General features: G+C 62.5%; 16 protein-coding genes. 6 read left to right on the top strand and 10 right to left on the bottom strand.

Translation table 11 applies throughout. The features are described 5' to 3' along the window. Positions 1-46: 46 nt before the first annotated feature. Complete coding sequence (locus J3361_RS17195) at positions 47-730, top strand: NAD(P)H-dependent oxidoreductase (RefSeq protein ID WP_243458909.1); 684 nt, start codon at positions 47-49, stop codon at positions 728-730. Here the strand turns inward: J3361_RS17195 and J3361_RS17190 are convergent. Beyond that, positions 682-2,244 (bottom strand): L,D-transpeptidase family protein, encoded by a 1,563-nt coding sequence (locus J3361_RS17190; RefSeq protein WP_207965573.1) that lies wholly within the window; start codon positions 2,242-2,244, stop codon positions 682-684. The genes J3361_RS17195 and J3361_RS17190 overlap by 49 nt on opposite strands. Before the next feature lie 162 nt (positions 2,245-2,406). Between J3361_RS17190 and J3361_RS17185 the strand changes: the two genes are divergently transcribed. Both J3361_RS17185 and J3361_RS17180 read left to right on the top strand, forming a co-directional pair. Continuing rightward, positions 2,407-3,090: a murein L,D-transpeptidase catalytic domain family protein gene (locus J3361_RS17185; protein WP_207965656.1), complete on the top strand. Its 684-nt coding sequence runs from the start codon at positions 2,407-2,409 to the stop codon at positions 3,088-3,090. A gap of 164 nt (positions 3,091-3,254) precedes the next feature. Then, positions 3,255-4,208 (top strand): class I SAM-dependent methyltransferase, encoded by a 954-nt coding sequence (locus tag J3361_RS17180; protein WP_207965572.1) that lies wholly within the window; start codon positions 3,255-3,257, stop codon positions 4,206-4,208. A gap of 106 nt (positions 4,209-4,314) precedes the next feature. On the opposite strand, the gene J3361_RS17175 is transcribed toward J3361_RS17180, so the two are convergent. From J3361_RS17175 to J3361_RS17135, 9 genes are all read right to left on the bottom strand, one after another. Then, positions 4,315-4,641 carry a four-helix bundle copper-binding protein gene (locus J3361_RS17175; RefSeq protein WP_207965571.1) on the bottom strand — a complete coding sequence of 109 codons (327 nt, stop codon included), beginning with the start codon at positions 4,639-4,641 and terminating at the stop codon, positions 4,315-4,317. A gap of 120 nt (positions 4,642-4,761) precedes the next feature. Beyond that, entirely contained in the window at positions 4,762-5,364 is a 603-nt protein-coding gene (locus J3361_RS17170; protein ID WP_207965570.1) for a LysE family translocator, read from the bottom strand. A 54-nt stretch (positions 5,365-5,418) separates the two neighbouring features. Beyond that, positions 5,419-6,255, bottom strand: coding sequence for an AraC family transcriptional regulator (locus tag J3361_RS17165; protein WP_207965569.1), 837 nt, complete (start codon positions 6,253-6,255; stop codon positions 5,419-5,421). 196 nt (positions 6,256-6,451) lie between these two features. Next, entirely contained in the window at positions 6,452-6,877 is a 426-nt protein-coding gene (locus J3361_RS17160) for a heme-binding protein (RefSeq protein ID WP_014338265.1), read from the bottom strand. Between the two features lie 57 nt (positions 6,878-6,934). Next, complete coding sequence (locus J3361_RS17155) at positions 6,935-7,717, bottom strand: ABC transporter substrate-binding protein (protein ID WP_207965568.1); 783 nt, start codon at positions 7,715-7,717, stop codon at positions 6,935-6,937. Positions 7,718-7,861: 144 nt separating this feature from the next. Continuing rightward, the gene (locus J3361_RS17150) at positions 7,862-8,212 is read right to left on the bottom strand and encodes a RidA family protein (RefSeq protein ID WP_207965567.1); all 351 of its coding nucleotides are present in this window, start codon (positions 8,210-8,212) and stop codon (positions 7,862-7,864) included. Beyond that, positions 8,209-9,582 (bottom strand): FAD/NAD(P)-binding oxidoreductase, encoded by a 1,374-nt coding sequence (locus J3361_RS17145; RefSeq protein WP_207965566.1) that lies wholly within the window; start codon positions 9,580-9,582, stop codon positions 8,209-8,211. Before J3361_RS17145 ends, J3361_RS17150 begins: the two co-directional genes overlap by 4 nt. Then, on the bottom strand, positions 9,575-9,904 hold the full coding sequence (locus tag J3361_RS17140) for a (2Fe-2S)-binding protein (protein WP_207965565.1): 330 nt from the start codon (positions 9,902-9,904) through the stop codon (positions 9,575-9,577). Before J3361_RS17140 ends, J3361_RS17145 begins: the two co-directional genes overlap by 8 nt. After that, positions 9,894-11,018: an FAD-dependent oxidoreductase gene (locus J3361_RS17135; RefSeq protein WP_207965564.1), complete on the bottom strand. Its 1,125-nt coding sequence runs from the start codon at positions 11,016-11,018 to the stop codon at positions 9,894-9,896. Before J3361_RS17135 ends, J3361_RS17140 begins: the two co-directional genes overlap by 11 nt. A 157-nt stretch (positions 11,019-11,175) precedes the next feature. Between J3361_RS17135 and J3361_RS17130 the strand changes: the two genes are divergently transcribed. The 3 genes from J3361_RS17130 to J3361_RS17120 all read left to right on the top strand — a co-directional run bounded on the left by J3361_RS17130 (position 11,176) and on the right by J3361_RS17120 (position 14,250). Beyond that, positions 11,176-12,081: a LysR substrate-binding domain-containing protein gene (locus tag J3361_RS17130; protein ID WP_207965563.1), complete on the top strand. Its 906-nt coding sequence runs from the start codon at positions 11,176-11,178 to the stop codon at positions 12,079-12,081. A 136-nt stretch (positions 12,082-12,217) separates the two neighbouring features. After that, positions 12,218-13,303 carry an aromatic ring-hydroxylating dioxygenase subunit alpha gene (locus tag J3361_RS17125; protein WP_207965562.1) on the top strand — a complete coding sequence of 362 codons (1,086 nt, stop codon included), beginning with the start codon at positions 12,218-12,220 and terminating at the stop codon, positions 13,301-13,303. Beyond that, complete coding sequence (locus tag J3361_RS17120; protein ID WP_207965561.1) at positions 13,300-14,250, top strand: PDR/VanB family oxidoreductase; 951 nt, start codon at positions 13,300-13,302, stop codon at positions 14,248-14,250. Before J3361_RS17125 ends, J3361_RS17120 begins: the two co-directional genes overlap by 4 nt. Positions 14,251-14,532: the final 282 nt, after the last annotated feature.

The following is a 14,532-nucleotide window of genomic DNA, read 5'->3' as shown; positions in this document are numbered from 1 at the left end:
TAAGCATACCTGTGTTCAAGACCCCGTGACCAGAAGGAGTTTCGCCATGCATGCACTTATCGTCGTGGCTCACCACGATCCGCGCTCCCTCACCCACAGCCTGGCCCGAAAAATCGCCGAGGGCGTCACCCGCGCCAACCCCGCCGATACGTTCGAGATCGCCGACCTGGCTGCCGAAAGCTTCGATCCACGCTTCGGCTTTGCCGACCATGCGGTGCACCATCGCGAGGCCCCGCCGCCTGCCGATGTGCTGGCCGAGCAAGCCCGAATCGACCGTGCCGACGCACTGGTTTTGGTCTATCCGATTTATTGGTGGTCGATGCCAGCGCTGCTCAAAGGCTGGATCGACCGGGTGTTTTCCAACGGTTGGGCATTCGATTTCAGCCTGGACAAGCCATTTATCCAGAAGCTGCAACACATGCGCGTTCATCTGGTGGGCGTCGGTGGCGCCGATGCCGACAGCTTCCAGCGCCACGGCTACGACGAGGCGATGGTCACCCAGATCGATCATGGCATTTTCGGTTATTGCGGTGCCCAAGTGGTCAGTTCCCAGCGTTTACTCGACTCGGAAACCGCCGATCCGCAGATGCATTTACAAGCCGCCAGCGTGATTGGCCAGCGGTTGTTCTCAACGCTCGACGTGACCCGCGCCCGCGACGGCATTCGCCCAGGACCCAGCGCTCAGAGCGCGCGACCATGGGCGGCCGACAGTGGCGTGTCACGCCCGTAGATGTCCGGGATGTACACCGCCTGGCCCTGGCTGTCCGCCTGTGCCGTCCAGTAACCCAGCAGAATCGGCACGGGCCGGGTCAGCCTGAATTCATGGGTCGACTCACTGGCCAGCAAGGTGTCGGTGCGGACCCGTTCGGCCGGGCTGACCAGCAGGTCGCGCAGGTGCATCACCTGCTCGATCCGCACGCAGCCTGAGCTGAACGCCCGCGGGCCTTTGCTGAACAAAGACTGGCTCGGTGTGTCATGCAGGTACACCGAGAACGGATTGGGAAAGCGGATCGCCATTTTGCCCAACGGGTTCTTCGGGCCTGGGTCCTGGCGCAGCATGAGATTGCCAGGGTGCTCCCAGTCAATGTCCTCCGCCAGCAACGGCAGGCCTTCACTGTCGAGGATCCGCAGGTTATGGCGGGTGAGAAACTCCGGATCACGGCGAATCTCGGGCAGTTTGTCCTCACGCATGATGGTCGGCGGAATGGTCCAGGTCGGATTGAGCGTCAGGCGGGTGACATGGGATTTGAGCAACGGTGTCTGCCGTTGCGCACGGCCCACCTGGGTGCGGGTTTGCCAGATCGGCGCGCCGCCCTGGTAAACCGTCAACTGCGCTGCCGCCACGTTGACCAAGATGCTGTCGGTTTCCACATCCTGGGCCAGCCAGCGCATGCGTTCCAGGTTGATGCGCAACTGCTCGCGGCGCATGGCCGGGCTGATGTTCAGCTCGGTGACGGTCCACGGTCCGACCACGCCATCGGCCTGCAACGAATGCTGGGCCTGAAAGCTCTTCATGGCGTCCACCAGCATCGGGCTGTAGTGCTCGTCGCTCACTGGCGGCGGCGCACTCAGGTAACCCTCGTTGAACAGCCGCTGGGCCAGGGCCGGCACGCGGGCGTCCTGTTTGTCCGGTTGCAGCAACGGCCCGCCCGGCACCGCTTGCCATTCGGCCAGAGGCTGTTGCCGTAACCGGGCATAAAGGCTGCGCAGGTTGCGATAAAGGTCCAGGTTCGGTCGGGCCTGATCGAAGGCATCCGCCACGTTCTGCAGGCCCCGCCCGGCGATGGCCAGCACCACGGCCTGGTGATCCTGGGGCGACGGGTTGGCCCTCCATACCGGTTCCAGTCGGTCTTGAGACAGATAACCGAAACGCAGGTCATGCAAGGCTCGCAGGTAACGTTGGCTGATGGCGATGTCGGCGCAACGAGCACCTTGGGGCGAGCCCTCGGCCGGCAGGTTGTAGTGGGTCGGATCCAGGCCGTCATCCGCCAGTAGCTGTAACTGATCGTGCAACGCCTGTCGTCGTTCATCGTCCGACCAGACATCCTGGCCTGCGTTTTGCTGATAGAACGCCTGCAAGTCGAGCAACGTCGGAAAGTCGACACCCACCGCGACGTCCGGGCACGCGATCGCCAGTTGCGTCAGTGCGGCCTGCACGAGAGCCGGGTCGCTGTCTTCAGCTGTGGCGACCAATGGCGCAGTGAGCAATAAAAGGCTCAGGTAACATGCGGACTTTTTGAACAACTGCTTTACTCCAATCCATGGCCGTCTCGTTGACGGTGAATTTTGCGACAGGTACGACCCGCCATCATGCAAACAAACGAAATCGGACGGGATGCCGCGAACGAACACTACGCTGGAACCGCTTCGCCTGTATCGGGCTTTTTGCGCCTATTCTGCCTGGTCATGCTGGGCCTGGGTGTCATTTGCAGCCCGGCATTGGCGGAAAAAAAGGCAAAGTCGAAAACGCTTTACCACAGCCTCGCCCAGGCAGCGCCGGAACTCAATCCCCTGGCGCTCAAAAGTGCCTTGAGCGCCATGCAATGCGCGGTCGCCAATGGTGCCGGCCAGGCTCGCCACCTGGCGGTCATCGACTACTCACAACCCTCCACGGCCCGGCGCTTGTGGATCTTCGACCTGCGCCAGAAGAAGCTGGTGCTACGCGACCTGGTGGCCCACGGGCAAAGGTCCGGAGAAAACTTCGCGACGCAATTTTCCAATCGTCTGGGCAGCTACCAATCCAGCCTGGGCCTGTTTCGTACCCAGGAAAGCTACCAGGGCGCCCACGGTTATTCGCTGCGCATGGACGGCCTGGAGCCGGGCTTCAATGACCTGGCCCGTGATCGGGCGATCGTGATCCATGCCGCCGACTACGTGAACCCGTTGTGGAGCGTGCGCCAGGGACGCATCGGGCGCAGCCAGGGCTGCCCTGCCGTACGTCCGCAGGTGGCGCGCCAGGTGATCGACAAGCTCAAGGGCGGTCAATTCATGTTTTCCTGGTACCCCGACCCAAGCTGGCTCAAGCGTTCGGCCTATCTCAACTGCCAGCCGCAACAGGTTGCCAGCATCTTGGCTACCAGCGGCGGTTAACAGCATCTCTGTGGCGAGGGAGCTTGCTCCCGCTGAGCTGCGTAGCAGCCCCAAGCATGTGAGTGCTTCGCACTCAAGCGGGAGCAAGCTCCCTCGCCATAGGGATTGCGTCGGGTTCGCCTGCGGTTAAAATGCCGGCCTTTCGAATCCCTGGCGTTGCCTGAATGAATTGCGTAGTCCTTCAAACCCTTCACGACCATTTGCTGACAGCCCTGGAATCGGCGCCGGAAGAAACCCGTCGTCTGTTCCATGGCCGTGGGCGCTGCTGGCCAGGGCTGGAGCAGATCACCGTCGATTGGTTGCAAGGGGTGCTGCTGGTTTCGCTGTTCAAGGAACCGGACTCCAAGCATCTGGACGATTTGAGCGCAATGCTGCTGGCGCTGACCACGTCGCCGGCCTGGCAACACAGCAACGCCCATACGCTTGCCGTACAACACCGTTACATGCCGCAGAGCCTCACCCAATGGCTGGTGGGCGAACCCATTGACGAATGGACCCTGACCGAAGGCGGCCTGTTTTACCGGATCGACTTGGGCAAAAAGCAGAACAACGGCCTGTTCCTCGACATGCGCTACGGTCGCGACTGGGTGCGAGCCAACGCCCAGGGTAAACGTGTCCTGAACCTGTTCGCCTATACCTGTGGTTTCTCCGTGGCGGCGATCGCCGGGGGCGCGCAGCATGTGGTCAACTTGGACATGTCCCGGGCGGCCCTGAGCCGCGGTCGTGACAACCATCGGCTGAACGGCCATGACCTGAGCCAGGTGAGTTTCCTCGGCCACGATTTGTTCAAGTCCTGGGGCAAGGTGATCAACAGCGGTCCATATGATCTGGTCATTATCGACCCGCCGACGTTCCAAAAAGGCAGCTTCCTGCTGACCAAGGACTATCAACGAGTACTGCGCCGCCTGCCGGAACTGCTGGCCGCCCACGGCACGGTGCTGGCGTGCAGCAACGACCCGGCCACCGGCCCGGATTTCCTTATCGACGGCGTCATGCGTGAGGCGCCAGGCCTCGAATTCGAACAGCGGCTGGCGAACCCTCCGGAGTTCCCAGACGCCGATGTGACTTGCGGATTGAAGGTACTGGTATTCAAACAGGCTGCGTCCATCAGCCATTAGGCCGCTTTCGAGCAGAAGCCTGCACCTGCATCGCGACCGGCCAAGCGCCAGTCCTCCAGGACCAGCACTTGGCCAAGCCACGCCACGCCACGCCACGCCACGCCAATCAGGCGGCCATTCGCTCACACGCCTCGGCGCATGACCGGCAAGCTTTTGCACACGCCTGGCAGTGCGCCGGTTCGTGTTTGCCACACTCCTCGCCACACGCTCGGCAAATTGCCGCGCACACATTGCACAGTTGGGCGGCGACGCTGCTGTCGCGCTTCATGAGCGTGGCAGCGAGCCGACATAGGTCAGCGCAGTCACGGTCCAGCTCTATGCACTTAGCCATCATTTGCACGTTCTGCTCACGCAGGCAGGCTGCAGCGCAGGCTTCACAGGCCAGGGCGCAGGCGGTGCATTCGGCTATACAGGCCTCGTAACGACTGTTCATGGGAATCTCCTGTTGCAAAGGTCGATGGGGGTACCGCACATGAAAACAGGGGCGGTATAAGGTCCGACTCGGCCGTCAATCCGGAGGTTTCGGGAGAATAATTACAATTTTGTCAGCCGCTCAGACCACCAGCGTCAGCCATGCCGACACCAACAGCAATACCGCCATGACGCGGTTGAAGCGCCCCATCGCCGCGGCGGAACGACAGAACCTTGCGGCGCCGCGCCCCAGGTAGGCCCAAGCGGTCATGCAGGGAATCGAAATCGCAAAGAATGCGAGGGACAACCAGAGCACCCTCTGCGTACGGTCCGCCTCGGCACCGGCGAATACGCTCACCACCGCCAACGCCATCATCCAGGTCTTGGGGTTCACCAACTGCAACCCGGCCGCCCCCGCCAGGCCCAGGCGCGGCCCCTCGACCGGACGGTCCGGGTCGATGGCCTCAGCCGGTGCGCGGAAAATCTGCCAAGCCATCCAGCTCAGCCAGGCGATGCCCGCCCATGAGAGCAGCGTCTGAATCGTGGCATGGCGCGCCAGTACATCGCCTAATCCGGTGCCGACCAGAAGCACCAGCAAGGCCGCTGCCGCACAGGCACCGAGGATGATCGGCATGGTGGTTGCCAGGCCGAAGCGCGAGCTATGGCTCAGCACCAGAATATTGGTCGGGCCCGGGGTGATGGAGGCGACAAAGGCAAACAAGGCAAACGGCAACAACTGGTCCATGACGCAACGTCTCGGTGAATGATCGTAGAACTGATCATCCCGATGTTGCCGGGCTCAGTCTGGAACAATTGAGCAGCGCTTGCGGTAGTCCGCCGGGCTCAGGCGATAGGCACGCTGGAACCAGCGACCCAGGTGGCTTTGGTCGGCAAAACCGAGCATGGCCGCCACCGCCACGGCGCTCTCGCCACCGGCCAGCAGACGCCGGGCACGGGCCAGGCGCAACTGGATCAGATAAGCATGGGGCGCCAGGCCGAAAGCGGCCTTGAAGGCACGAGTCAGGCGGAAACGATCCACGCCGGTGACCCGTGCCAGGTCATCCAGGCCGATGTCTTCGCTCAGGTGACTGTGCAGATAATCCCTGGCCTGCTGCGCCACCAATGGCAGCCGCGGATCCGGGTTGATCCGCGTGCGCCAGTGCAGGTGTTGGGTCAGGTTGGCTAACAGAGTATCGAGGGCCGTCTGGCGCACGATGCGGATCTCTTGCTCATGCAGGCTCTGGAACGCCAGCGCCGTGGCACTCGCCAATCGCGCATCGTCGGTCAGGGTGGCGGCGAATCCCAGCTGGGCGTTGTCCGGCGCCACATCGAACAAAGAACGCAGCTCGCGCTCCAGCCATTGGGGCTCCAGGTACAACGTGCGATAGGTAAACCCGTGATCGTGGGGCGCGTTGCCGTCATGCAACTCACCGGGTTCGAGCAGGAACACCTTGCCCGGCGTACTGTTGTGCTGCTGGCGGCGACAATGAAACTGCTGCACCCCCTGCTCGGTCACGCCCACCAGATAAGTATCATGCCAATGGGGATCATAGGCATGACCCTCGAAATGCGCGCGCACGGTCTCGATACCGGACGTGGCGTCCTGCTTGAGATCGATCCAGTTGCGCGCCGTCATGCCCTGTCCCGTCTAGTGAATGTGCTCTTGGCAGATTAACTGCTGGAGAGGCGGGTGTCTGGAAGATTTGTGCAAGCCCTATGGGAGCCGAGCTTGCTCGCGATGGTGGTGGGCCTGCTTGAATCAATGCTGAATGTGCCGCCTTCGCGAGCAGGCTTTTGCTCCCACAGGGAAATTTCATAGCATCATGACCGCTTCAGGCATCCGGCGTAATCACCGGCAACACGGTCTCAACCGCCAAACGAGCCAACTCAGCATCCTGCTCAGCCTTGACTCCTGACACGCCAATAGCACCAATGCACTGGCCGTCATGACGAATGGTCACCCCACCTTCAAGCATGCCCTGCAAGTGCGGAGCGCTGAGGAACGCGTAACGACCGCCGTTGATCATGTCCTCGAAAACCTTGCTGTCACGCCGCCCCATAGCGGCCGTGCGCGCTTTTTCAGTGGCGATATAGGCGGAGAGCGGCGAGGCATCGTCCAGGCGCAACAGCCCGAGGGGATGACCACCGTCGTCCACCACACACACCGACACTGCCCATTGACGCTGGTGAGCCAGTTCTTTTGCCGCCACCAGCAATTGTGCAACGTCCTGCTCAGTGAGTACCGCTTTGGTTTTCATGAATCACTCCGTGTTGTGCAACAACAAGCCCGCGAGATAAACCCCACGGGCCGAGGATTATTCGCCGTAGATATCAAAATCAAAGTACTTTTGGCGAATCCTGTCGTAAGTGCCGTTGGCGCGAATGGTCGCCAGCGCCTGATTGAAGCGGCTCGCCAACGGATCGTTCTTGCGTACCGCAATGCCGATGCCCGTGCCGAAGTATTGCTCCTCGGTGAAGTTAGGCCCGACAAATTCGAATTCCGTTCCCTCGGGGCGCTTGAGCAAGCTCTCGTCGATCACCACTGAGCTGGCCATGGTCGCGTCCAGGCGCCCGCCCAGCAGGTCGAGAAAAATTTCGTTCTGCGAACCATAGCGCACGACCTCGGCGCCCGCCGGGGCAAAGTGATCGGTGACATAACGATCGAAGTTGGTCGCCCGCTGCACGCCGATCCGCTTGCCTTTGAGCTGTGCCGGAATATCGTTGATGCCGCTGCCCTTGCGAAACACCAGGCGCGCCGGGATCCGGTAGTAGCGATTGGTGAAGTCCACCGACTTCAAGCGCTCGGGCGTGATCGACATGGAGGAAATCACCGCGTCGACTTTCTTCACCTTGAGCGCGGGGATCAAGCCGTCGAACTCCTGTTCCTGCCAGACGCAACGGACTTTCATTTCGGCGCACAACGCTTGGCCGATGTCGTAGTCGAAGCCGACGATGGCGTTGTCCGGGGTTTTCGAGGCAAAGGGTGGGTAAGCGGCCTCAATGCCGATGCGCAGCGATGTTTCGGCGGCCTGCAGGTTCGCGCCGAAAGCCAGCAGCGAGACGAGACCCAGTTTCAGGGCGATGCGTTTAACGTTCATTCATTTGCTCCAAGTGCGATGTTATTGATTTCGGACGCTCCACAGAAGTCGTCCGTTATGGCAGCAGAAATGTGAACAAGCCCGGGCGATGACTCTGGTGGTCGCCTGCCCGGTGACGGCACAACGGTGATCCGGCCAGCGGCCTCAGACGGCCGCGGTGACAATCAACTCCAGCAGAATCTCCGGGTCGTCGAAGGCCACTTGGGCCGTGGCCCGCGCTGGCGTCTGCGCGGCATCGATCCACTCGCTCCACAGCGCGTTCATGGCCGCGAAATCCCGGCTCATGTCTTTCATCCAGATCTGCACGCTGAGCAGCCGGTGCTTGTCACTGCCGGACGCAGCCAGCAGTTCATCGATCCGTTGCAGCACCTGGCGGGTCTGGCCCTGGATGTCCTGGCTGCAGTCGGCGGCGACGACACCACTGAGCCAGGCCACGCCGTTATGCACGACGCTGCGGCTCAGGCGTGGGTTGCTTTCGATGCGTTGAATACTCATGAAGGTTCCTCGACAGAGAGATGCTCGCCGGCCAATTGGGCGAGCGTGATGGGTTTGAGGGGGGAACGGATGCGGTAATAACCCACCTCGGCGGGCGCGACGTGGCGGCGTTCGGCGATGATCTCGGTGACGCTCAGACCGCACTGGCGCCCCTGGCACGGGCCCATGCCGCAACGGCCGAAGGCCTTGGTCTGGTTGGGGCCCAGGCAACCCAGGTCGACGTACCGACGGATGTCGCCGGCGCTGACTTCTTCGCAGCGACACACCGTGACGTCGTCGGCGGGGATGCGATTCTGTGTCCGGGGGCGATACAGGGCGTCGAGCAGTGGTCGTGCGGCGCGAGCGCGGCGCAAGGCTTGTTGCAGCCGCCCGGCTTTGCCCTGCTGACCGGCGATGGCCAGCGCAGCCAGCCGCCCCTCAAGTTGCGCCACCTGGGCACCGCCGATGGCACCACCGTCACCGGCAATGAAAATGCCCGGCGCGCTGCTTTCCCCCCATTGATTGCGGCGCGTCACCCAGCACAGTTGTTGTTCGCTCCAGTCGTGGGCCAGGCGCAACGACCAACTGACCTGGGTGTTCGGCACCACGCCTTGGTGCAGCAGAATCAACTCGGCGCGAATGCGCTGGGGGCCGCCTTGGCTGTCGAAGCACAAGGCGCGGACCCGATCCGTGCCTTCCACCCGCAGGTTGCACGCACCGCGAAAATGCCGGACGCCGGCCCGCTTGAGTTCCGCCAGCAGCCCCAGCCCTTTGAGCAGGTCGCGCCAGCCGCGCAGCGCCGCGGGAATGTGCCGCCAGGCTCGCAGCAGATCGCTTCGATGGCTGGTGTCCACCAGCGCCTCAAGGACGATCCCGGCACGCAGGTATTGCACCGCCAACAGGTAAAGCAATGGACCACAGCCGGCCAAGACGACTGGGGTGGCCGGCACCATGGCCGCGCTCTTGAGCAATATCTGCCCGGCGCCTGCGGTCATGACGCCCGGCAAGGTCCAGCCGGGAATCGGCATCGGCCGCTCGAAAGCCCCCGTGGCGATCAACAAGTGTCGCCCTTGCAAGACTTCGGCGCGGCCGTCGATCAGGTAATGCACCTCGCATCGCGGCGTCACCTGCCAGATGGCTGCGTTGGGCAGATAGCGGGCACCGCATTGCAGAAAGTTGGCGGCCAACTTCGCCCCGGCCGCGTAGTCGTCACCCAGCACGGCGCGGCTGCGCGGGTCCGCCTGGAGCACTTGGCGATAAATCTGCCCGCCCGGGCTGGCCTGCTCATCCAGCACAACCACGGACAGGCCATGGGTCCTGGCTTCAAGGGCAGCGCTCATCCCCGCCGGGCCAGCACCGATGATAATCAGGTCGATGGCTGCGTTACTCATCGCCACCCTCCCCCCACGGTGCCAGGCAAGCGGCCCCGCGTTGGCGACGTACGCGCATGCCGGCACGCACCGGCACCAGGCACGCCTGGGCATTGGCTTGGCCGTCCACCTCCACCAGGCACTCGAAGCACACGCCCATCATGCAGTAAGGTGCGCCGGGACGAGCGTTGATAGCGCTCTCGCGGGTGTGAAGGATACCGCAGCCCAGCAAGGCCGCCGCCAGGGATATCTCGGCGGGCACCGTCAGCGGCGTACCTTCGAACTCGATTTGCACAGTGCGGTCTCCCAGGGCCAGCGGCCGGAATAGACGGTCAGCCGACATGGCGCACCTCGGCATGCCGGTTGAAACGTTGCAGCCCGAACAGCTTCACCGCCGGATCATCGAACTCGCCGACGATCCACGGCGCCAGGCGCAAGGCATGGGCGGCGGCCAGGGTCACGCCGCTGTGGCAGCTGACAATCGACAGCCCCGGGCAACCTTGAGGCGTTTCGTAGATTGGAAAGCCGTCGGCGCTCATCACCCGCAGCGCGCCCCAGGCCCGCACCAGTCGGACCTGGCCCAACCGTGGGAAACACTGCACCGCGCGCCGGGCAATGGTGGCCATGACCTGGCTGCCGGTGCCGTCATCGAAGCCGGCTGACTCGTGGGAATCCCCCAGTTGCAGGGTGCCCTCGTCGGTCTGGCGCACATAGGTAGTGGGGTATTGCAAAAAGGGTTCGAGCCGCTCTGTGATGAGGATCTGCCCGCGATTCGGTTGCACCGGCACGTCCAACCCGACCAGGGCCCCCAACGCCCGATTGCCGAGGCCGGCGGCCAGCACGACCTGGCGGGCGGACCAGCGCTGGTCGCGAGCCCGCAATTCGAAGCCCGTGGCACCCGTGTCGATAGCGTCGACGTGATGACCGTTGATGAGCCTGACTCCGCGCGACTGACAGCCGGCGTAGAGCGAGCGCAGCAGCTTGAGCGGATTGACGTGGCCGTCCATGGGCGAAAAACAGCCGCCGACCACATCCGGTCCAATGCCGGGCAAACGAGTGCGCAGTTGCGCGTTGTCCAGCCGTTCAAAAGGGTAGTTGCCAGCAAAGGCTTCGCGCAGCCAACCCAACCGATGGCTTTCCTCGGCCATTTCCGCGTCGCTCAGGCACAGCTGGAAACCACCCTGTTGGCGCAGATGAATGTCGATGCCGGTATCGGCTTGCAACGCCGCGGCGAACCGCGGCCAGAGGGCCACCGACTCTCGCGTCCATTGCGCATACGGGCTCATGCGGTAGCCCTTGCCCTGGACCCAGAGCAAACCGAAGTTACCCCGGGCGGCGCGAATGGCGTCGTCGCCTTCGTCGAGTACGCTCACCTGGCGCCCGAGCAAGGCCAGCCCATAGGCGATGGACATCCCCACCAGGCCACCCCCTACGACAATGACATCAGTTTTTTGCATGGATTTGTTATCGCTGTTTTTGACGCCGACCGTTCAATCAGGCGCCAGCCCATGGCTGGATCAATTGGTTTCGATCGATCCTAGGGCGCTGACAACACCTTGAAAAATGCTTTATTTTGGCAACCTCATGTCTTTTTGTTATGGATGGGTCCGCACCATGAACCTCCGTCAGTTGGAAGCCTTTCGCGCCGTGATCCTGGGCCAGACCGTGACCCGCGCTGCCGAAATGCTGCACATCTCGCAACCGGCGGCGACCCGGTTGATCGCCAGCCTGGAAGAGGACATCGGTTTCAGTCTGTTCGACCGGGTCAAGGGGCGACTGCAACCCACCGCCGAGGCCATGACCCTGTATCAGGAAGTGCAGCGTTCGCTGTTGGGCGTGGAACGCATTGCGCGGACCGCACAGGACATCCGCACCCTCAAGCGCGGCTCGCTGCACATTGCCTGTGCACCGGCCATGGGCCTGTCATTCGTGCCCCGGGCGATTGCCGCGTTCATGGCCGAACACGATCAGGTGCAGATATCGCTGGTGGTGCATTCGTCCAGGGAGGTGGTGGACTTGGTGGTGGGCCAACGCTGCGACCTGGGCCTGATCGTGCTGCCCAACACCTACCCCAGCCCCCGCGCCGAAAAGCTGTTGGCGACGCGCATGCTTTGCGCCCTGCCCGCCGGCCATCGCTTGCAAGACCTGGAGACGATCCGCCCGGAAGACTTGCGGGGCGAACCGTTCATTTCCTACCCGCAATCGATTGCCTCGCGCCAGCAGATCGATGCGATTTTCGCCGCCCATGGCGTAGATCGCGAACTGCGCCTTGAAACCCAACTCTCGCTGCCCATGTGCGTGCTGGTCGAACAAGGCCTGGGCGTGGCGCTGGTGGACGCCATCAGCGCTGTCGAATATCGCGGCCACGGCATCGTCTTCCGGGCCTTCGAGCCGGCGATAGAAATGGACTTCAGCATGCTCCTGCCCATTCAAGGGCCGGTTTCCCGGCTGCAAGCCAGTTTTCTGGAGCACATGCAGCGTTTCATCGAAGCACAGGTGCCGGCGGCCTACCGATTCTGAACGGCTCACTCCAGACCCCAATGGATCCACTGATCGAGTCAATCGTCCGCTCACACATCAAAATCATTGACAAAGAAATTAGTTAAGAGAGTTAATGGATCCACAGATAAGAACAACATCCGCCTGGAGATCCGTCATGTACCCCAAGAACGCCTGGTACGTTGCCTGCACCCCCGATGAAATCGCCGACAAACCCCTGGGTCGCCAGATCTGTGGTGAAAAGATGGTTTTCTACCGAGGGCATGAAGGCAAGGTCGCAGCCGTGGAAGACTTCTGCCCCCATCGCGGCGCCCCGCTCTCCTTGGGCTACGTCGAAAACGGCAACCTGGTGTGCGGCTATCACGGCCTGGTGATGGGCAGTGATGGCAAGACCGTCGAGATGCCAGGGCAACGGGTACGGGGATTTCCCTGCAACAAGACCTATGCGGTGCAGGAACGCTATGGCTTCATTTGGGTCTGGCCCGGTGACCAGGCGCTGGCCGATCCGGCGCAGATCCATCATCTGGAATGGGCCGAAAGCGACGAATGGGCCTACGGTGGCGGCTTGTTCCACATCCAGTGCGACTATCGCCTGATGATCGACAACCTGATGGACCTGACCCACGAAACCTACGTCCATGCGTCGAGCATCGGTCAAAAGGAAATCGACGAAGCGCCGCCGGTCACCACCGTCGAGGGCGATGAAGTGGTCACCGCCCGGCATATGGAAAACATCATGGCCCCGCCGTTCTGGCGCATGGCCTTGCGCGGCAACAACCTGGCCGATGATGTGCCGGTGGACCGCTGGCAGATCTGCCGTTTCACCCCACCCAGCCACGTGCTGATCGAAGTGGGCGTGGCCCATGCCGGCAACGGCGGTTATCAAGCCGCGCCGCAATTCAAGGCGTCAAGCATCGTGGTGGATTTCATCACGCCTGAAACCGAGACCTCGATCTGGTACTTCTGGGGCATGGCCCGGCACTTCCAGCCGCAGGATGAAGCCCTCACCGCGTCCATTCGCGAAGGCCAAGGCAAGATTTTCAGCGAAGACCTGGAGATGCTCGAACGCCAACAGCGCAACCTGCTGGACCATCCGCAGCGCAACCTGCTCAAGCTCAACATCGACGCCGGTGGCGTGCAGTCCCGGCGGGTGCTGGAGCGCTGGATCGCACGGGAGCGCGAGGCTCCAGCCGGGTTGATCGCCAGCACTCATCAGCCGCAACTGGCGGAGCAACGGCCATGATCGAAGTCCAGGTCACGGCGCGAAACAGCGAAGCCCTCGATATTTGCAGCTACGAGTTGACCCGGGTCGACGGCGAGCCATTGCCCGCCTTTACCGCCGGTGCCCATATCGATGTGCACTTGCCCGGCGGGCTGATTCGCCAGTACTCGCTGTGCAACCATCCCGAGGAACGGCATCGCTACCTTATTGGCGTGCTCAAGGATCCGGCATCCCGGGGTGGCTCACGCAGCTTGCATGAGCTGATCCAGCCCGGCATGCGTTTGCACATCAGCGAACCGCGCAACCTGTTTTCGCTGGCTCCCCACGCCCGGCGCAGCCTACTGTTTGCTGGCGGCATCGGCATCACGCCGATCCTGTGCATGGCCGAGCACTTGGCCCAGAGCGGCGCGGTGTTCGAGTTGCATTACTGCACCCGTTCCCGGGACCGTGCGGCCTTTATCGAACGCCTGCGCCAAGCACCTTATGCCGACCGGGTGTTCCTGCATTTCGATGAAGAACCCGAAACCCTGCTGGACGCCGCCAAAGCGCTGGCCGCCCCCCATAGCGACCTGCACCTCTACGTGTGCGGCCCTGGGGGGTTCATGCAGCACGTCCTCGACACCGCCAAGAGCCAGGGCTGGCAGGAAGACTGCCTGCACCGCGAGTACTTCGCCGCCGCCCCCACCGATACCCGCGCCGATGGCAGCTTTTCGGTCAAGCTCGCCCGCAGTGGCCAGGTGTTTGATGTACCGGCGGACCGCAGCGTGGTGCAGGTGCTGGAAAGCCACGGCATCGAGATCCCGATCTCTTGCGAACAAGGGGTGTGTGGCACCTGCCTGACGCGGGTGCTGGAAGGTGTGCCGGAACATCGGGACATGTTTCTGACCGAAGCTGAGCAGGCCTGCAACGACCAGTTCACCCCGTGTTGCTCCAGGTCGAAGACACCGGTGTTGGTCCTCGACCTCTAACATCCGAACAACACAAAACCCTGTGGGAGCGGGCTTGCTCCACAGTGTTTACCGTGGATCAATCTGTGCCGTGATGGCTGGGAAAGCTTTTGTGGCGAGGGAGCTTGCTCCCGCTTGAGTGCGCAGCGCTCATCGTTTTTTTGGGGCCGCTGCCCTCCCCAGTCGCGGTCGCCTATACACATTTGACGCTGCCGGCCATCTCCTACGCTTCTGCCGCTGCCGCCGCGGTGTACTGTAAAATTGACGAAGCTGCTGCCTACCAGTATGATCTGCGGTTTCAGT

The sequence above is a fragment of the Pseudomonas sp. OA65 genome, assembly GCF_017498305.1.
GTDB lineage: Bacteria > Pseudomonadota > Gammaproteobacteria > Pseudomonadales > Pseudomonadaceae > Aquipseudomonas > Aquipseudomonas zanjanensis.
The sequence above is the reverse complement of the archived record's forward strand: the minus strand, read 5'-3'. Positions and strand labels throughout refer to the sequence as shown.